The 18913-nt window shown below is 37.1% G+C and carries 15 protein-coding genes, 1 pseudogene and 1 CRISPR repeat array; of the genes and pseudogenes, 1 reads left to right on the top strand and 15 read right to left on the bottom strand.

Annotated features, from left to right (window positions below; translation table 11 throughout):
- Position 1: 1 nt before the first annotated feature.
- Positions 2–973 (top strand): ribose-phosphate pyrophosphokinase, encoded by a 972-nt coding sequence (locus PKC96_02415; protein HMM00182.1) that lies wholly within the window; start codon positions 2–4, stop codon positions 971–973.
- On the opposite strand, the gene hpt is transcribed toward PKC96_02415, so the two are convergent.
- The 15 genes and pseudogenes from hpt to PKC96_02340 all read right to left on the bottom strand — a co-directional run bounded on the left by hpt (position 974) and on the right by PKC96_02340 (position 18913).
- Positions 974–1501: a hypoxanthine phosphoribosyltransferase gene (hpt, locus tag PKC96_02410; protein HMM00181.1), complete on the bottom strand. Its 528-nt coding sequence runs from the start codon at positions 1499–1501 to the stop codon at positions 974–976.
- Positions 1502–1547: 46 nt separating this feature from the next.
- Positions 1548–5078, bottom strand: a complete 3531-nt coding sequence (locus tag PKC96_02405; protein HMM00180.1) for a YfhO family protein — start codon at positions 5076–5078, stop codon at positions 1548–1550.
- A 453-nt stretch (positions 5079–5531) separates the two neighbouring features.
- Positions 5532–5861: pseudogene (locus PKC96_02400) on the bottom strand (nucleotide pyrophosphohydrolase).
- Positions 5862–6098: 237 nt separating this feature from the next.
- Entirely contained in the window at positions 6099–6437 is a 339-nt protein-coding gene (locus PKC96_02395) for a hypothetical protein (GenBank protein ID HMM00179.1), read from the bottom strand.
- Positions 6438–6562: 125 nt separating this feature from the next.
- Positions 6563–7851: a CRISPR direct-repeat array (repeat unit 36 nt; unit sequence GCATAAGTTAGTAATCAAATAACACATCTCTCAAAC).
- A 63-nt stretch (positions 7852–7914) separates the two neighbouring features.
- On the bottom strand, positions 7915–8598 hold the full coding sequence (csn2, locus tag PKC96_02390; GenBank protein HMM00178.1) for a type II-A CRISPR-associated protein Csn2: 684 nt from the start codon (positions 8596–8598) through the stop codon (positions 7915–7917).
- The gene (gene cas2 / locus PKC96_02385) at positions 8595–8900 is read right to left on the bottom strand and encodes a CRISPR-associated endonuclease Cas2 (protein ID HMM00177.1); all 306 of its coding nucleotides are present in this window, start codon (positions 8898–8900) and stop codon (positions 8595–8597) included. The genes csn2 and cas2 overlap by 4 nt, the downstream gene beginning before the upstream one ends.
- Positions 8901–8911: 11 nt before the next feature.
- The gene (cas1, locus tag PKC96_02380) at positions 8912–9775 is read right to left on the bottom strand and encodes a type II CRISPR-associated endonuclease Cas1 (protein HMM00176.1); all 864 of its coding nucleotides are present in this window, start codon (positions 9773–9775) and stop codon (positions 8912–8914) included.
- A gap of 19 nt (positions 9776–9794) precedes the next feature.
- A complete protein-coding gene (cas9, locus tag PKC96_02375; protein HMM00175.1) occupies positions 9795–14057 on the bottom strand; it encodes a type II CRISPR RNA-guided endonuclease Cas9 in 4263 nt (1420 codons plus the stop codon).
- Between the two features lie 271 nt (positions 14058–14328).
- Positions 14329–15324, bottom strand: a complete 996-nt coding sequence (locus PKC96_02370) for an RluA family pseudouridine synthase (GenBank protein HMM00174.1) — start codon at positions 15322–15324, stop codon at positions 14329–14331.
- 1 nt (position 15325) lies between these two features.
- Positions 15326–15634 (bottom strand): hypothetical protein, encoded by a 309-nt coding sequence (locus PKC96_02365; protein ID HMM00173.1) that lies wholly within the window; start codon positions 15632–15634, stop codon positions 15326–15328.
- 46 nt (positions 15635–15680) lie between these two features.
- Complete coding sequence (locus PKC96_02360) at positions 15681–16028, bottom strand: ASCH domain-containing protein (protein ID HMM00172.1); 348 nt, start codon at positions 16026–16028, stop codon at positions 15681–15683.
- Between the two features lie 453 nt (positions 16029–16481).
- Entirely contained in the window at positions 16482–17393 is a 912-nt protein-coding gene (locus PKC96_02355) for an aldo/keto reductase (protein HMM00171.1), read from the bottom strand.
- A gap of 23 nt (positions 17394–17416) precedes the next feature.
- Complete coding sequence (locus tag PKC96_02350) at positions 17417–17968, bottom strand: hypothetical protein (protein ID HMM00170.1); 552 nt, start codon at positions 17966–17968, stop codon at positions 17417–17419.
- Complete coding sequence (locus tag PKC96_02345) at positions 17958–18500, bottom strand: hypothetical protein (GenBank protein HMM00169.1); 543 nt, start codon at positions 18498–18500, stop codon at positions 17958–17960. Before PKC96_02345 ends, PKC96_02350 begins: the two co-directional genes overlap by 11 nt.
- Positions 18501–18553: 53 nt before the next feature.
- Positions 18554–18913 (bottom strand): thioredoxin family protein, encoded by a 360-nt coding sequence (locus PKC96_02340; protein HMM00168.1) that lies wholly within the window; start codon positions 18911–18913, stop codon positions 18554–18556.

The raw sequence follows: 18913 nt of genomic DNA, 5'->3' as shown, positions 1-18913 counted from the left end.
CATGGATAACAATGCCATTGTATACGCTCTGAGTGCTAATAAAAAAATGGCGATTGATATCGTCAACCAACTTGGTCTTAAAATGGGCGAAAGCGAAGTTATTCATTTCGCCGATGGCGAAACCATCGTGGAAAACAACACTACCGTTCGGGGGAAAAATGTTTATGTTATTCAATCCACTTGTCCTCCGGTGACGGAACGTCTCTTTGAACTTTTAATTTTCATCGATGGATTAAGACGGGCGTCGGCCAAAGAAATAAATGTTATTATTCCTTATTTTGGTTATGCCCGTCAAGATCGAAAAGTTCGCCCTCGCGAACCCATAACCGCGCGACTGGTTGCTGATATGCTGCAAAATGTCGGCGCCAATCACATTATCGTCACCGATCTTCATACTCCGCAGATTCAAGGTTTCTTTACCTGTCCAATCGATGATCTTTCCGCCATTCCCCTATTCGCGGAATACTTCTCAAGCGTGGTCAAAAAAGATGACCTGGTCGTGGTTTCTCCCGATCACGGAGGAGTGACTAGGGCTCGAAAATTTGCCGGATACTTCAATCAGGCGGGAATCGCCATTATCGACAAGCGTCGCCCATCCGCCAATGTGGCGGAAGTAATGAATATCATCGGCGACGTCAAAGGCAAAACCGCCATCATAATTGATGATATTGTCGATACCGCTCAAACCTTGACCTTAGCTGCCGGCGAATTAAAAAAAGCCGGGGCAATCAAAGTTTTTGCGGCGATATCACATCCGATTTTGTCTAATGCGGCCTGCCAGTTAATTGAGGATTCCGCTTTGGAAAAAGTAATCGTCACCGATTCGATTCCTTTGGCAAAGGAAAAATGCACGTCCAAAATCGTCGTTCTTTCGATTGCTCCGATGATTGCGCATGCGATTGAATTAATTGAAAATCAAGGTTCCCTTGGAACCGTTTATTCTATTTTTAAGCGGCCGCAAAATGACGACTGACTAATTGAGTTTTAAAACACCAATATATGGAAGATTACGATAAAGTTCATCATAGTCAAGACCAAAACCGATGACAAATTCATTGGGGATTTCAAATCCACAGTAGTCGAGATGGACTTCGTAATCTTTTTTTACGTCTGGTTTCATAAGTAAGCAACAAGTGCGAACACTCTTAGCTCCTTTTTCTTCCATCATCGCGGCGATACAACTCATGGTTTGTCCGCTGTCAAGAATATCATCCACAACCAGCACATCCTGCCCGTGAATATCTAAATCCAGATCATGTACCAGTTCCAGTTTCCCCCGTGTCGTGGTTCCGCAATAGCTTTTAGCGCGGACAAAATCAAAACGCAAAGGTAAACTGATATGCTTAACTAATTCGGCTAAAAACGGCACTGACCCATTCAGCAAGCCCACAATTACCAAGTTTTTGTCTTGATAATCCCGACTGATAATCGTCCCTAACTCCTGACACCGATCGACAATCTGTTCGTGCGTTAACAATACTTTTCCAATTGAGGCACTCATTTTCGATCTCCTTTAATTTTATTTATCACCAAGGAAACATTTGCCCTTAATGACCAACGGGGGTTTCGCGGGTCTTAAATGTCAATTTTTGACCACGCTTCTTTTCGAATAAACAATATATACCGTAACTCCCTCCGGCCAATAAAAGCCCAAAGGAGGAAAGAATCAAGCCGATTCCTAAATATGGAGTGAAATACGATATCGTTATATGATTGCTTCCGCTTGGGATGACAAAGCCGACGAATCCCCCTTGGGCCCGATAAACCTTTGGCGTGATTACATTGTCTTCGTCATCAACTATCTTCACGGACCATCCTGTATCGTAGGCTACATTAGTAACGGCAAAGCGGGTTGACATGTAATTAGTATCGAAAGCATATTTGTTGTAGGAATGGGTGATGCTTTCAAAACCATTTTCCCTATATTGAGTAAATTGGTTTTCCATCTGCGCATTGTTGATTGAAAAAATATACGCTGATGTTGGGACGGTAGTCCATTTGCTCATCGGCATAATAAGAATAGATTGGACTCCGACGGGTGAATAAAGGGCTCGCATCGCTTTAAACGAAGTTCCAAGCGAGCCTCCATGCGTATCGAAAGTAATAAGTTCATTATTGATTCCGTATAGAAAAATTCTTGCGCTGTAATTATATGAAAGTTGAACAATAAGTTCCCCGGCACTGCTCGTAATCGGCTGGCCGTCGGTTCGAGAAATGTAAATTCCATTATTTCCCGGGTTCATCGAAGTGGCTTGAGGAAGCAGGCTGCAGGATGAGGGAAGAAGTGAAATATCCTCAAATGGCAAGCGGTCGGAGCAGCCATAGTAATCTAGTCCAAGGGTGCCGCTACGACTTGCAAAAAGCGTTGTTCCATTTTTAGGAGCATAATAATAATTTGCGGTAGAAAATTCCGGATAGGCACTCAGAACTTCATCGTAGTCATCGGTATCTAATATGCCATAGTTTAAATACATTTCTTCATTACGAACTACTTCCTGAGGCTGCCCTGAATAAAAATTGCTTATTTTCTTCCCCTCAGGATCAGTGGAAGGAAGATAATTTGAGCGCATTAAAGTATCAAAGCTGCTTCCCAGCTCCACAAAATTATCATTGCGATATAAGCGGTAATCCTTGGTATCGTAATCTTCAAGATGGCTATAACCATAGGGAACATTGTCATATGGAGCTTCCAGTCTAAATGTCTCGGTTCCGTCAGCGGTCACATAACTAATCGTTGAAACGCTATTTTGAACCATATAGTACTTTACCCCAAGAAACATATCCAAGTTGTAACGTTTCTCATGTAAGCCCATTGACCAGCCGTTATAATTGTAATTAACGTGACTCCAAGAATTGAATTCCATAAGATTGAAGTTATAGAGGCTATGAAAAGCCCCCAGACCATTGTAATTTTCCCGCATCCCAACATTATCATTACCTTTATAAGCATTGGAGTTAAAAACCCGGAAGAAAGTGTCATCCTCTTTATTTATATGATCGATTATGCTCGTCTCTTGTCTGACTGCACTTGTTCCGCCCCCGACATTATACTGATAACTGACAAAACCGTGATTAAACATGGTTGCTGTTCCCATGATGATAACTTCAACCGCAGTAAATGCCGTTAAATACTTAGTTAAATTCAAATCTTTATGAGCAAAACGGTAAATTAAATATACGATAACAATCGCAGCAAATTCATAGTAAGCATCATAAATGCGCTCATCTATCATCTGGAAAAAAGCCTCTCCTTGATAGTTATAAGCCCAGATATAAGTCAGCAAAGCCCCGGTAGTGATAAGGAGGAAAGAGGCATCATAATACCATCCCTTCCACTGCTGATGTTTTTCATAATTCAAAGCGACATAAGTTATGAGGACAAAACTTACAAACAACTGCCATCTCCCATATTCCTTAGTAAAGCCGTGAAGGGCATTATAAGAAAAAGGAGTGAATATTGCCCATACTATTAACACCAGGGCTACGATATGCGATACCTTTTTCTCTTTAAATGAGGTTATTAAGGAAGGAATAACCATCAGCATCAGGGGAGTGTAAATAAATAAACTGCTGACCGTATTATCATAATTGGAAGTATTTAAAAGCGCGGAACTTCGGTCGCTGAGAGTGGGGAAAAAGAACGTTATTAATGGATAAAACTTCTTATAAACGTAACTCGGAGACTGCGCTTCCCAATTGTTTAAATAATTAAAGAAGGTCGCCCAATCTTTGGTTTTAAATGCATCGAGAATAACTGATAAATAGGTAGCGTTAGTCACGCGATCTGATCCGGCCGAAATATATATTCCCGGCAAAAGTGAGATTGAAGAAATCATTATTGCTACGAAGAAACCGGCGAATCCAATACCCATGACAAGAAATTTTTCTTTAGTTGTATAAGTTTTAAAAAGTTGGAAATAGCGGAAGACCGCATAGATAACCCCCAAAATCGAGGTGGAGACAAGGAAGAAATAATTAGCAACGCCCAACACTCCTAACCAAGTCATCAGCATCCACGGTTTCCGTTCCCGTAATATTTTCTCGATACCTAAAAAGACTAAAGGAAATAAAACGGTAATCTCCATGAAGTGATTGAACCATAAATAATAGGTATTCCATCCGCAGAAAGCATAGGCCATAGCAAAGAAAAGAGCGTTTTCTTTCTTTACCCCCATATAGACCAAATACTTCTTCATGGCAAACGCCGCTAAAACCAACTTTGCAATCATCAAGCAGGCGATGCCTTGAGGGATGAGGCTTCGAGGAAAAATTAATATCGGCAGGAAAAAGGGATTAAGCGCGTAGTAGAAAGCGTTACTGCCGATATTGTTGACTCCGAGATTGGTTGATGAATCCCAAAGCGGAAATTCACCCGTGGTAATAAAGTGCCACCAATCATCATAACCATTAGTATAGAACGGAATTGTTTGCTGTGTGTAATCGCCCCCCAAGGGAACGGTCCACAGGTTGGAAAATAAAGCACTGGAAAAATAAGCAATCGCCAAAACGGTAAGAAAAATAGCATAAAACTTCCAATTGCTAATATCAAATTTGTTCCAAAAATCCTTCCAAGCATCCCGAAGCGTGGCCTTCTTTGATACTTCGATAACCACTTTATTTGGGTTATCGTTCGTCGATTTGATGACAATCGTTTGAGCCGGGCCATCTTCTAGCAAAAAGTGAAAGGACACTATCGACAAAATAAAGCCGATAGTCGAAAGCACCAAACTGACGATAAAAATCAATTTAAGATAAATTGGAAACGGAAAATCAATGCTTTGAATTGAATCAAAGCCGAACAGCCAAAAGAAACTAACGTAAAGGATTCCTAGCAACGGTACCAAAAAAACGTATTGTTTTTCCTCGGCTTTGGACTTCACCAGACGTTTGATGAAGTGGATAAAAAGGAATACTTCTCCTCCGATTAAACCAACTAAAATAAGCACTTTCCACCAAGGAAAAGAAAACTTTACCCCCGGCATAATCCACATAGAAACAATAAAAGTAATCGCCCCCATAACAAGGCTATAAAGTGCAAATTGATTGCAGTATGCTTTAAGCTTCTTTAGTTCTGGCATCAAGCACCCTCCGTCAGAAATTAATATGCTATGAAAAGTCTTTTAGACTATCAAATAAGACAAAGTTTATTATACACTTTTCGCCACTAAAAAATAACCACCTAGCGAATGGCAAACAAAAAGGGAAGCCTCTCGGCTCCCCATAAAATCAGCGGCCATCTTCCGAAGGGAAGAGGAAATTGAACGCTAATTTTTCGCTTAACCAAAAAAGGGGTAATTGATTAAGCGTAGTTATTATTACAAGTTTCATTGCCTTTTGCAAGTAAAATGATATTAAACTTTGCTATTTTCGAAAATAATTGTTTTAATTAACTCTTCAGAAAAACCATATTTTTCAACTAGTTGAGCAACGCTCATTTTTTTATCAATATAATCGCTTCTGATCGCCAGGCGATTGTTATCAACGACTAATGCTGCCTTTTTATACTCCTCATCGTCTTTCATTTCTTGAGCCAATTTGATATATTTGTCGCTGCGGCCATAGGCCTTTTCCCGCGGATATTTTCTTTCGTTGACTTTTAATTTATCCATCACAATTTGATCTATATCCAGGTGATAATGATCGGCAATTAAAACCGCATACATAAAAACATCCGCTAATTCTTCTTTGATCTTATCTATGCTTTCATCAACCTCCAAATCATTGGCCGACCATTGATATATTTCAAGCAATTCATTGACTTCCAAAGAGAGAGAAAGAGCCAAATCCTTCCCGTTATGAAATTGCTCCCAATTACGTTTAGCGGAAAAACTAATAATATCCTCTATTGTCTTTTTATCCATACCAATAACCTCTTTTTATATTATATCGATAATTTGGCTTTTCAAAAAGAAAAGGATGGCCGGTTCCCCCACCAGTCATCCTTTTTGGTTGAGATTTATCTCTAACCAACTTAATATTAAACGCTTTTTTGAAAAAAGTTAAGTTTCGTTTATTTATTTGTAACTTAAAGAAATTATGACATGTTTTACTTTTTGGCTTGACTGAAAACTCATCGTTAATGAAGAATATGAAATTAACTATTCTTCATCAATACTTTGTTGACGTTTACCAATATCTGAAATTTCTTTTTTTATTAGAAATTCACGAAATCCACGAATTTTTCTAGTTGTTAATAAATAACAAGCATATTTTTGGTCAACAAAAAGCTGGAGCGCGATAAAAGCAATAATTGTTAAACCCAAGCCAACATACCAAAAAGCCCTGAAGAATAGAAGAAAAGCAATCAATGGAATAAAACCAATCGCTAAAATATAATCATATACACTTTTGGTTTCCTCTTTAAAACACTTTTCAATTGTTTCTTTTTCTGATTTACTCAAATCCTTATAGCTTCGATATTGTTGAGAACTTTCCATAGATGTCACCCTTTCATATGATATAACGCTACACCATTAATGTATATAGTTGAGAATTCATTATTAATACAAAATCTTTACATCAAATAGTTAATTATTAGCCCACTATATATACATAGAGCCGTGCATAAGTTAGTAATCAAATAACACATCTCTCAAACGCTGACTTTAGTCAGCCGGAAACCATGTATGCATAAGTTAGTAATCAAATAACACATCTCTCAAACAACGAATCGCGCGAGCGTCGCATAACAGTGGCATAAGTTAGTAATCAAATAACACATCTCTCAAACACTTTTGGCTTTGACATCAAGAAAGTTAGTGCATAAGTTAGTAATCAAATAACACATCTCTCAAACGTATCGTGGACGAGATAGTAAGTGACACATGCATAAGTTAGTAATCAAATAACACATCTCTCAAACGTTCCAATGGTCTCAACACTCGACGGCTCAGCATAAGTTAGTAATCAAATAACACATCTCTCAAACTACCGCCGGGGGTATAATACTGGGTATTTGGCATAAGTTAGTAATCAAATAACACATCTCTCAAACCCTTGCCGGCATTGTCTTAATTGTCGTATTGCATAAGTTAGTAATCAAATAACACATCTCTCAAACGTAAGCTTGACTTATTCCTAGCTTGTTTTTGCATAAGTTAGTAATCAAATAACACATCTCTCAAACAGAACGAGGACATTATGTCCTTAAATTGGGCATAAGTTAGTAATCAAATAACACATCTCTCAAACGACCCGGACCCTGCTGATTGGGTTAATATGGCATAAGTTAGTAATCAAATAACACATCTCTCAAACCAGGGGAAACGCTATCGTCATCATCTGGAAGCATAAGTTAGTAATCAAATAACACATCTCTCAAACACCGAATAACCAAACAAAAAAAACAATTTAGCATAAGTTAGTAATCAAATAACACATCTCTCAAACTTAAGACATTGCATAATTTACTCCTTTCTAGCATAAGTTAGTAATCAAATAACACATCTCTCAAACAAGCGTAGGGGGGTTAAGTGAGGACGCGGGGCATAAGTTAGTAATCAAATAACACATCTCTCAAACAACGGAAAGACCTTTCAAGGTCAGTGTTTGGCATAAGTTAGTAATCAAATAACACATCTCTCAAACTTTAGTCTATATTTTATATGCTATTTCTATGCATAAGTTAGTAATCAAATAACACATCTCTCAAACAAGAACTATTTAAAACTTTAAATTAAATTAGCATAAGTTAGTAATCAAATAACACATCTCTCAAACTGTGATAGTTTTATCTAGCACATCCTCTAAGCATAAGTTAGTAATCAAATAACACATCTCTCAAACAGATTGACCGCTATATTGTTTATGGCTATGGCATAAGTTAGTAATCAAATAACACATCTCTCAAACCTCAAAATAAATTTGGGGGTGAGACTACTTACACTTGTAGTTTTATGTTATTTGACAAAAATATTATAAATTATTTGTTCTAATAAAGCATCTTTCTTTGTCAAGAATATAAGTTTCTGTTTGTATTTCTTTTTCACTTACATTGGTGTCAATTGAGACGATTATAAGTTTTAAATATTCTATTTCCTTTTTTATTGCTTCAACTTCGCCAATTGATAATAATGAAAACAAGTTAGAAACCACTATTATCTTCGGATGAACGAAGATATCTATCATTTTAAAAATATCTAAGATTGTATTTAAGTGACTTTCTTCATTTACGCATAATCTTATGTTATAAAGTTTTAGAACATCTTGGACAGGAAATTCTTCGTTTATAGAAATTCCTACATCAAAATCCGCAATTTCGCTTAGTATCATTCTTCTTAATGTATTATTAACTTCGCCTAATTTTGTTTGAAAATCGTAGTTGTTTCCAACTTTAGATATAATCTTTTGAATTAATAGGCCTTGATTCTTTTTGGAATTTGGATCAAATGAAGTAATGTTTTCAATCCAAAATATATTTTTCTCTATGTCATAATTTGTAGATCCGTCAAAAACAGAAAAGAAGTCTTCGCTCTCATCTAAAAAAGAGAGATTCTTAATGAAATCGAAATAAGCTGATGGATTTTCAATAATAATCGACAATAAAGTTCCATCATTTATATCAATGGCTTCATCAAAAAACTTACATCCTAGTTTCATATTTCAATATACCTTTCGTCAGTATTAATTATTTCACTTTTATTTTCTCCAAGTAGTATCGTCATATCTCCAAATTGCTTTTCCGTTATTTTTATTAAAAACACTTTTCCATCGTCCGGCATAATACGCTTTATTCTTGCTTCAACAAATTTTGCTGATGCTAAAGTAATGGCTAATTTACAATATACCGACTCTTGCAACATCAAAAAGCCCTCATGTTTTAATCCATTAACAAATTTACGATAACGTCTTCTTTGCGAAGATGTTCCTACCGGTAAATCAAAGAACAATATCATTCGCATATATCGATAGTTCATTTCTTATTTGGAAACATAATTGCATATGGTTTTATGTTTTTCATTGCATCAAAGAAAGTATGACAATAACGAGCAATTGCATTATCAAAATGCGTTTCTTCGCCATTGAAAAAAACTATCAAATTCAAAATATTGCTCAGTTCTTTCTTAAATTCTTTCTTATTATCCATTTTAAAAACAATGTCATCAATCCAAGGCCTAAATGGCTCCATTAAATCGCAAGATAAATTAAATTGATTGAAGTTATTGTCATGCCATATTCCCAGCTGAGTTAAGTAACCATCAGCAACAATCTCCCGATTAATCGCCGACAACAAAATAGCATATCCATAATTCAGTGCACTATTGATATCATTATCGCTTCTACGGCTAAAATCATTGCCAAAAAGATTATTAAAATATACTTTAGCCGCGTGTCCTTCGCGATTATTTTCATCGCCTAAAAGCATTTCGTTAATATAATCTTCTAATTGTTCCGCTGCCTCTTGATGTCCATTACTAAGAAGATTAGTTTGTTGATTGCGTATTTTTTCTTTTATAATTCTTGTCCAAACCAACTGTTTGCATTCTTCTGTCCAAGATATTTGTTCCTTTAACCTGGCGCTTGTATTGTATCCATTGGCATAAGGGGCATTCTCAAAACATGGATTTGCTTTCTCATCACAAAAAATCACTTTTATATTCCGTTTTGTTAATTCAACCAATAACGCCGCCGTTACCGCGACGCCCGTGGACTGAACGATAAAAAGAGATACTTCACTTATATGTATCTTAAAATCTTCTTCTCCTCTAACCAGAATATACCCTAATTCAAGACTGACCTTGCATCGGCTTTTAATAATAACTGTTCGAAAACCCATTAAAAGTAATTTTACCTTCTTACTTACTCAATCGGATTTTATAGGAAAATAACCCCGTTGGAGAGTCTGTTACAAGATCCAAATCATAACTAATATTCATTGAAATTCTTATCTCTAATCCATGCATCTTTTTTTTCTTTTTATCTTCTGTGGATAAATTTTTGTCTTCTGCAGATGACTTTTCCTTAATCAATGATAAGTCTCCTGCATTACTTTTTGCTTGAAGCGTTTTAATTATTTCCAAAATGGCTTTGGCTTGATTATAAATATTCAAGCCAACAAAATTTTCTTTACCGGCGACCAATTTCTCAAAATAATTATGATGATTTGTGCCTTTAAAAATCGGCAAATCATATTTTTGAGTTAAAATGTCATAAACTTCTACGTTTCTCTTTTTGGTAATATATGAAGGTTTAGTTTTAATTTCTCCGGTAATCGAATCTATGACTTCATTCAGTACAATCTCGTTTTTACTTTGAAAGTATTCCGCAATGCTTTCCGGTTTGTCGCCCGTATAAAGTCTTATAAGTTTCCCTAAATTTTTAACATATTGGGCCGTCTCGCTATTTAATAGCAACTGAACGCCGTTGTGCAAAACAAGCCGAACTCCTGATGTCCCAGCTAAGTATGTTGGCATCCCGTTAACAATTAGTCTCGAATGAAATGGTATACATTTTCTTATAATAACCGGATTATTAAGGCCATAGTAGCCTTCCAAAACAGTGTGCCTTAAGTACTCATCATTTTCTAATGCCTCTTTTGCATAAATGATTGGCACGCCGACAAGTATGCGTTTTTTACTTCCTTTTTTTTCATATTCAGCGAGGGTAAAGAATGAATTATTCTTACCTGTATACCCCCCATACTTCTCGGTATTGGACAACGGATTATCCGCATCCGTTTTCGATGGAAATAAGTCGTTTCCTTTAGGCGATAATTTTAAGTTATAAAAGCCTTTTCCATCGCCATCTGAAAAACGAACCATTGTTTTCTTAACCACTTTTGCCGACGAAATCTTACGATTTACCTCTTTAATGGTTGTAATCGTTCCATTATCCCCACTAACCCACGCATTTTTAATATTAAATTTAAACAAATCGGCGAAGTTCAAAGTTTCATAGAAGTTGCGTTCCCGAACAAAGTTCCTCGTATATTTTGTGTCATAGGCATTGCCAACAACAATATTGAGATAAGCATCCATCGCATGATGAAGGTCATTGATCTCGCGAACTTTAACTAAGTCAAAGTCTCTTCTAAATGAAGAAACATTACTCGCTTTGGAGTATACAACCTTGGTATTTGGATAAAGTTTCTTGATAATATCGGCAACTAATTTAATCGATTGCGAGGTAGAAACGACTTGTCGGTTAATAAAACTCGCCATTTCATCTTCTGAAAGATGCGTGGTTCTCGTTAATCGCTCATATTTTTCCTCGCTGATCAATTTCGACTTTTTTAAATAGTTCCAAAGAGGTTTCATCTTTAATTGAACTTCCGGTTTTATCGGATAAACATCCCCTTTGTCAGAGTTTGCAATCCGTTTAACCAAGACGCGATTATTGATGCTGTCATCTTTTATTTTTGATTGGGGATAAATATGATCGATATCATATAAATCTGTATTTAGTCTTGATAAATCAATTGGTTCCCCTGTATACATACATAGTCCAAACTGCAGGTAGTATAAAAATAAGCGGTCGCTCCGAAAATCTCGTTCCGTCTTTTCATTTATATCACTAATTTTAGCCTCGTAATCTATCTTGTGGTTTTGGTTACTTAAAACATCATTATTAAAAGCGATAATGTCCTTTCTGGATGCCTTCCATAATTCCAATAACTGATTTTTCCGTGAAGTTGTTTTTTTACCTTTTTTCTTTTTATCTTCACCTCTAGTGACTTCAACAAAAATTTTGGTCGGTGGATTTTTCTTTATAGAAGCTATTTCTTCCACCAGTTTTATGGCATTATGTGTCGCTCTTTTTACCATCGGCGAAACATAGGACTCATCAATCAAATTTTGGACGCTATCTCTCTCACTACCATCTTGATTATTGTATGCTTGAATGGCTTGAGCAATTCCATACCGTTCATCATTTATAATCTCCATAAAATTTTTACTTGTAGCACGAAGTAGCTGCAAAATAGAAGTAACTTCTCCTTGTTCGTCATGAACGATAAAATCTGGCCCAATTAGCAATTGTTGCGAAAAGCGACCCCAGCCCTGGTAATTTAATCGCGCCATTCTTTTAATATCTTCTTCGCTAAAAACATTAGAGTAGTTTTCTCTAATTTTTCTTCTAACCGTTTCCTTATCATCAAAGACGGTAAGCCAAAGAATAACATCTTCAATTTCCTTCTTCGCCCCAGCAAATTTTTCGCCAAGAATTGATTTAAAATCGTAAATTGAGCCAGCGGAAAGTTTTTCTTCTTCATCAATTCCGCCAATAACAACTTCGGTTCCCGGATGCATACTTTCCAACATTTTCTTGATTTGCTTGGGAGTAAGATTTTTTTTGTTTTCAATTTCCGAAAGAATAAGGTGCTTCTGTTCATCGCTTAATCTAATATTATTGACGGTAATTGTGTTTATATGATTCAATAGATCATATTCACGATATAGTAACGAGTTCACGGGCAATACATCTTCTTCATGTAGATATGTGCACTTGTTGGTCATTCGGCGAATAAACTCGGTTTGAGTAGCGCCATAGTCAACAATTTCATCAATATTATAAGGATTAATTTGTTCCTTTTCTTTACCTGGCTTTCGCACCAACCAGGCGAATCCATTCTTTTTTCCCTTATGCTGGTCATTAATCGGTCCGACATAATAGGGTATTTTGAATTCAATAAGGGTAATAACCCGGTCTAAAATTGATTGGTTGCTATCCTTAGATTCAACGAGTAATTCAGTATAATACTTGGATTGATTTTTAATTATTTGCCGTGCCTCGATGACATTAAGTTGATAAGGAAGCGAGGCATTGTCCCGATTATTTATCTTTAATAAAAATTCTGGATTATTTTTGTCCAATAAACCTAAAATAGAATCCCTGGTTTCGATAAAGACCGGATCTGAACTTTCTTTACTGGTAAGCAGGTTTTTAACATAAGTATAAAAATCATCCAAACTACAGTGACTACCCGTATGCTTCAGTTTTTGGGTTTTACTCATTCCGATATAGCGCGGATAATTATTTTCTTTGTCATTAAAAACCCTAAACATTTTTATGTAATCTTCGTGAGAAAAATATTTTTTAATAAATTTTTTAAATTTATCCAGTTGGCCTTTGTGCCCTTCATAACGCTCAACCATGGCTTCCGCGACATAGTTGGATTCTCCCATTATTTTTTTCATTGTCGCGTAACTATAGATTTTGCGTAGACCCTCGATTGGAAAAAAATTATCTCCCAGTAATCCAGCGAATAACGGAGCCTTTTCCTCATCAAAATCACTGTCGGAAAAGGAAATCTTATCTACATCTTCGTCAATTTCTTCTCCAGGTAATAAGTGCGAAATCTTCTCTTTTGCGCCCGCTAGCAATCCAATAACGGCTTTGATGAAATCCTTTTTTTCTTTACTGCAACCTTCTAAATGAAAAAATGGCGCCAAGGCTTCAGATGTCTTAGAAACGCCTCGGTTGCTCGTCATTTTTATGATTATATCGCTTATATTCTCAATGATAATTGGCGCTCCAAAATCAGAAAAGTTTTCTTCATAAAATATATTAATCTCCTCAGCCAAATTGGCTATGGACTCCAAATCTTGCTGATTATCAAAATTCTGACCCTCCATAAGAAAATGTCCGCGATACTTCACTAAATGATGTAAAGCCAGGTATATTTCGCGAATATCAAATTTTCTATCTTCGGTCAGCAATGCCTTTTGAAGATGGTATATTGTTTTATATTTATGATGGAAATCAAAGTCAGTGAAATTTTTATCGGCAAATAATGCATATTTGCTTTTAACCCGGTCATCCTTATCCTCCAAATATAGTCGGCTGTTATTTAAGCGAATGAAAAAATTCGGATCAAGCGGAAAAATTAGGGGGGCAAATAACGCTTGCAAACGATTGATACGCGCGTGCTGCCTTGCCAATCTTCTTCTTTGACCACGGGCTAAGCGCCTTTTTTCCGCAGTTGATGCCTCATCAAATAAGTATGCACCCCAAAGGTTTTCGCCTTTGGCCCGTATTAATTTATATTCTTTATTCGTCGCCGCCCACCCGACAGAATTAGTTCCAATATCTAGGCCCAAATAATATTCTTCTTTTTCCATATTTGACAAATCCCTTTCATTTATCTAAAATGGGATTGTCAAATAACACACGAGTTCAAATAAAAATTTGTCGAAAGACATATTCTCATCGCTAGTTATTACTAGTTCGCAGTGTGCGAATTTATCTCGCTTCGGCGAGATTTTTTTGTTGTCCCATTTTCTTTACCTAAATTATAACAAAAAAAACACTTGGGAAATAGATTATTTCATTTTTCCCAAATGTAATCTGGCTTCATATGTTAAGAAAAACAATATTACTGGACCAACAAATTTAATTCTTTAAAAAATCTTCAAACTCTTTTGGCATCCTAGCCACAATCTTAATTTTTTTGTTCGTGATCGGATGAATAAGATCAAGCTCATAGGCATGAAGACCCAAGCGATGCAAAGGATTATCCTTATTATCATACTTATCATCGCCGATCAGAGGATAACCGGCATGCTTCATTTGGACGCGGATTTGATTTTTCTTCCCAGTATCAATATCGATATCCAATAAAGCGTAGTTTTCGTTGGACCTGATGACTTGATAATGAGTTATCGCTAAAACGGTCGTCTCTGACTTATGGCCTACATACATCAGATTAGTTGCATTCTTAAAAAGAAAATTTTTCAAGGTATCTTCTTTTTTAGAAGGAACCCCCGAAGTAATCGCATAGTATCCACGTTTTTTGACGATATCATTCCAATTTTTCTGTAATTCATCTTTTATCGCTTCATTTTTGGCAAAAAGAAGCACTCCGCTTGTTTCCTTATCAATTCGATGGACAACATATATTCGTGCATGCTTATCCCGATCTTTTATATAATCACTCAGTAAACGATAGGCGGTAATGCCCTTTTCTTTATCGGATGCAACCGAAAGAAGACCATGCGGCTTATTGATTGCTATCAGTTCATCATCTTCATATATCACATCTAGTTTCTGCGTCTTTAAGGTCTTTTGTGAGCGCGCTTCAATCGAAACCTCATCCCTGCTGGATAAGGGAAAATCAAATTGCGTCACCGGCGCTCCGTTAACAAGGATTTGCCGGCGTGAAAGATATCCTTTAATTTTGTTGCGGCCAAATTTGGGAAGTTTAAGCATCAAAAAGGCTAAAAGCGTGTTTTCTTCCTTCACCCCAAAGCTAAAAAGCGGAGGTGTAACCCGAACGGGCCGTTTTCTTTCTTCCGCTCCGCGCTTTACAAATTCACGCTCACTTCTTTTCGTGCTGCGGGATTTTTTGTTTTTTACTTTTTTAAACGACTGGACGATTCTTTGAGCCATATTATTCTGCCCACTTTATAAAAATATGAAGGTGATGACGCGGCATTTTTACCAATGAAAAAGGTAAAGAAAAAATACGATTCTCATATAGGCCCGCCACCTTTTTATCCTGCGGAAAGCCAATTGCTTTAGTGACGTCAATCGGTTGTCCATGACGAAGCCAAAGAATCAAATAATTTTCACTGTCCGTATGAATCATAATTTGATATTTTTTAAAGATAAAATAATAGACCAGATAAACTAAAATCAGCACTCCAAGAGCGATAAAAGTTATCGTTGATGATAAAGACAAAAAAAGTAAACGCGCCATAATAACCTCACATTACCCACCCATTATAGGAGGAAACGTCAATAAATTAAAGAAGTTTAATTTCGATTCCGAGAACCCCTTCTCTTTGCTCGCGTTCCGGCGAATAAATCATGTAGATTCCTTTGAGCATTTTTTCTATCGAATCGGTTGCCATATAGCCAAATTTTTCCGGGGGGAATGCTTTAAATAGGGCTTTAAAATTTGGAAATGGATATAGACTGACCACTTCCACCATCATCGATTGATTAAAATGATCGGGTTCCCGGGTAAAGGTGATGGTATCACCAACCTTTATCTGACGTCTTTTTTCATCATAACAACGAATTTCAATTGTCTTCTGTCCGCTTAAGATCTTCTCAAATGGGCCGCCTTGTAAGTTCATGAAATGATGCATATTCAAATCCTCTCCCATATTATATTAGCATAAAAATCAGTCGGTAAATGAATACCTTTTAATGCAAAAACAAAAAAAGAATACTTAATTTTATATTTTCTGCCATTAAAAAAGGCAATAAATAATCGTTTTATGGTATTTATTGCCCTGATAATAACTTAAGAATAAATAATATTAAAAAAAGTGTTGCCAATAAAAAAGAACTTTGCTAATATACTCGCATACTAAGTAAGCTGCTTAGTAGCCGAGGTCAGAATGGGCGTCACGCTGGCCTATGGTCTCAGGCTTTATGCCTTGTTAAACAGATGAAAAAGGTTTAACCTTCGGGACTTGATCACCCTGAAGCCGCAACTATGTGATAGGCACGCACTATCAGATTCTGCCGTCGCCCGCAGGCTGAAAAGGCTCTTTGGAGTTTGTGCCAGTGCCCCGTCTATGACGGGGTTTTTTTTATTAAATAATAACGTGTCCCGCTGCCCGATAAAGGCGATACCATTCTTCTTTTGAGAGTTTGATGTTTCTCGCCACTAAGATATCCGCGATGTGCTGTTCGTTCATGGAGCCGTAGACCACCTGAAAGTGAGCCGGGTGGCGCAAAATCCAAGCGATGGCAATCGCATGCTTGCTGACTCCGTTCTTGATGGCTAAAGTCTCCAGTTCCTTATTCAATTCCGGATACTTGGGATTGTCGACAAAACTATCTTCAAAGAAACCGACGATAAAGGGCGACCATGCCTGAGGCGTAATATGATGAAGACGGCAGTAGTCAAGAGTGCCTAAATCATAACTGACGGCTTCCTCCATGTGGTTATTTACTTTTAATCCCGCATCAATAAGCCCGGTGTGCATCAAGCCAAATTGAAGTTGATCTACTTCAATCGGTAATTTAACGGCACTGGCGATTAACTCCATTTGATAGGGATTCATATTCGAAACCCCAAAGTGACGTATCTTTCCTTCATCATACAGTTCGTTAATTGCTCTTCCGACCTCTTCCGGTTCCATCAAAGCATCGGGGCGATGGAGAATAAGCATGTCGATATATTGGCAGTTCAATCGTTTTAAAGAGGATTCAACCCCGCTTTTTATATAATCATAGGAAAAATCATAACGCGGTTCATCCCCTTTGACGATGCCGACTTTTGTTTGAATGTAAATCTTGCTCCGCAAAGAAGGATTCTTTTTAAGAATCGCCCCAATTAGTTCCTCGCTTTTTCCGCGACCGTAAATATCGGCCGTATCCAAGACTTCAATTCCTTCTTTCAATTCATAGTTAATCAGCTTTTCCAAATCTTCCTCAGAGAGGTTTTGCACCCGCATCAAACCATGAATAAGCGGGTAATCAGTAATCTTATTTGACAGCATATCAATAATCCTTCTTTCTTTAATTAATAGTCGTTTGGATCGATCTTATATTCATCTTTATCGTCTTTAGTTTTCGGAGCATCTTCCTTCTTTTGATGGAAGTGGTCGAAAATGTTTTTTTCTAGTTCCAAGCGCATCGGAAGTTCCTTATAATCTTGGTTAACTAAATAATATCCGGCAACCGCAAATGCAACCGGCAGTAAATCTAAAGAGAAATTAAATGCTCCGGCGCTTATTTTGATGTTAACGATAAAATTAAATGCCGTGTAAATACCGGCGACGATAACATTGGCGACCAAAAGTGTACGATAGTTTTGAAAAAAAGCCGTGTGAACTTGGTATTTTTTAGCCGTTCCGTCCGCATATTGCATCGCCTTAATCGACAACGCAGCCACGTAGGCGCCAAAGACAAAAAAGCCGATTCCAACTAATAACCGAATAAGCGGTAGTGATGTCGTTCCCCAATTACGGATAAGTCCGAAGACGAAAAACGGTAAGCGCACCAAACGTAAAAAGTAGTAAACCATAAACATAATTGCCGCTCCATAGGTGCGCTTGTTACTTTTAATATTCATCCGCCGATTCTCCATTTTGGGTGCTTCCCGTCGCTAAACTAATCCGTCTAAATTCATCATACTCCCTAAGAAGCTTAAGGTAATATAAATATGCAAAATAATCATCCAGCCGTCTCTTGCTTGAAAAAACATCCGACCATAGGAGGATAATCGGAACAATAATCCCATACATAGAAATAGCAAAAAGGCCAAATTTAACTCCCGGAACCATCAAAGCAAGTTTGACTCCGACAAAGTATAGATAATAGACGAAAAAAAGACTCGCCACTAAAATCATAAAAGGGAGATGACGATCATAGACCAGTGGGTTTTTAATGCTGATGAAGAAAACACGTGCCGCTAATAGTAAGAGCAATACTTCCATAAGAAGGGCTCCCATAGCATGATTGAATGATAAAGTGGCAGTTGGAATTTGACCGGATAAATCCATTACGTCCCAATAGATACTCCACGCCAAAAAAGCCATCATAAGTGTCGATCCTAAAGTAGCTAAAAAGTTGTTTGTTTTGCGTTTAGGTTGCGGTTTTTCCATATGTTGTTTCCTCGATAATTCTAGCACAATTATCGGAAAAATAATCGAGAATATTAGGCTACAAATTTATCGAGAAATTCCGCGAGATCATCATAACTTTGCTCGCCCATCAGCCGACCTTTTTCCACGCCCTTATCATAGACGATTAAAGTCGGTATGGAATTTACTTCTAATGTCCGGGCGAACCCTCTGTTCTCATCGGTATTAGTATAACGAAATTGCAGGCGACCTTTGAATTCGCCCTCAGCAGCTTCCACTAAAACCGGATGAAGGTTTTTGCAGTTAATGCACCACTCGGCGCCAATATATACTACGACCGGTAAATCTGCTTTTTGAAGTTGCGGATAATATTCCTCTCTGTTTAGAGGAATGAGCACCTCCTTATTAACCTTAAATAACGTAGAACGATCCAT

The sequence above is a fragment of the Bacilli bacterium genome (assembly GCA_035326105.1).
Classification (GTDB): Bacteria; Bacillota_I; Bacilli_A; order RFN20; family CAG-826; genus UBA7706.
This window is presented reverse-complemented; position numbering and strand designations above follow the sequence as displayed.

What these genes read in the sequence shown, in the direction of transcription:
- PKC96_02415 (HMM00182.1), top strand. Translation starts at nt 2, where the DNA reads ATGGATAACAATGCCATTGTATACGCTCTGAGTGCTAATAAAAAAATG.
- hpt (HMM00181.1), bottom strand. Translation starts at nt 1,501, where the DNA reads ATGAGTGCCTCAATTGGAAAAGTATTGTTAACGCACGAACAGATTGTC.
- PKC96_02405 (HMM00180.1), bottom strand. Translation starts at nt 5,078, where the DNA reads ATGCCAGAACTAAAGAAGCTTAAAGCATACTGCAATCAATTTGCACTT.
- PKC96_02395 (HMM00179.1), bottom strand. Translation starts at nt 6,437, where the DNA reads ATGGAAAGTTCTCAACAATATCGAAGCTATAAGGATTTGAGTAAATCA.
- csn2 (HMM00178.1), bottom strand. Translation starts at nt 8,598, where the DNA reads ATGAAACTAGGATGTAAGTTTTTTGATGAAGCCATTGATATAAATGAT.
- cas2 (HMM00177.1), bottom strand. Translation starts at nt 8,900, where the DNA reads ATGCGAATGATATTGTTCTTTGATTTACCGGTAGGAACATCTTCGCAA.
- cas1 (HMM00176.1), bottom strand. Translation starts at nt 9,775, where the DNA reads ATGGGTTTTCGAACAGTTATTATTAAAAGCCGATGCAAGGTCAGTCTT.
- cas9 (HMM00175.1), bottom strand. Translation starts at nt 14,057, where the DNA reads ATGGAAAAAGAAGAATATTATTTGGGCCTAGATATTGGAACTAATTCT.
- PKC96_02370 (HMM00174.1), bottom strand. Translation starts at nt 15,324, where the DNA reads ATGGCTCAAAGAATCGTCCAGTCGTTTAAAAAAGTAAAAAACAAAAAA.
- PKC96_02365 (HMM00173.1), bottom strand. Translation starts at nt 15,634, where the DNA reads ATGGCGCGTTTACTTTTTTTGTCTTTATCATCAACGATAACTTTTATC.
- PKC96_02360 (HMM00172.1), bottom strand. Translation starts at nt 16,028, where the DNA reads ATGCATCATTTCATGAACTTACAAGGCGGCCCATTTGAGAAGATCTTA.
- PKC96_02355 (HMM00171.1), bottom strand. Translation starts at nt 17,393, where the DNA reads ATGCTGTCAAATAAGATTACTGATTACCCGCTTATTCATGGTTTGATG.
- PKC96_02350 (HMM00170.1), bottom strand. Translation starts at nt 17,968, where the DNA reads ATGAATATTAAAAGTAACAAGCGCACCTATGGAGCGGCAATTATGTTT.
- PKC96_02345 (HMM00169.1), bottom strand. Translation starts at nt 18,500, where the DNA reads ATGGAAAAACCGCAACCTAAACGCAAAACAAACAACTTTTTAGCTACT.
- PKC96_02340 (HMM00168.1), bottom strand. Translation starts at nt 18,913, where the DNA reads ATGGATCGTTCTACGTTATTTAAGGTTAATAAGGAGGTGCTCATTCCT.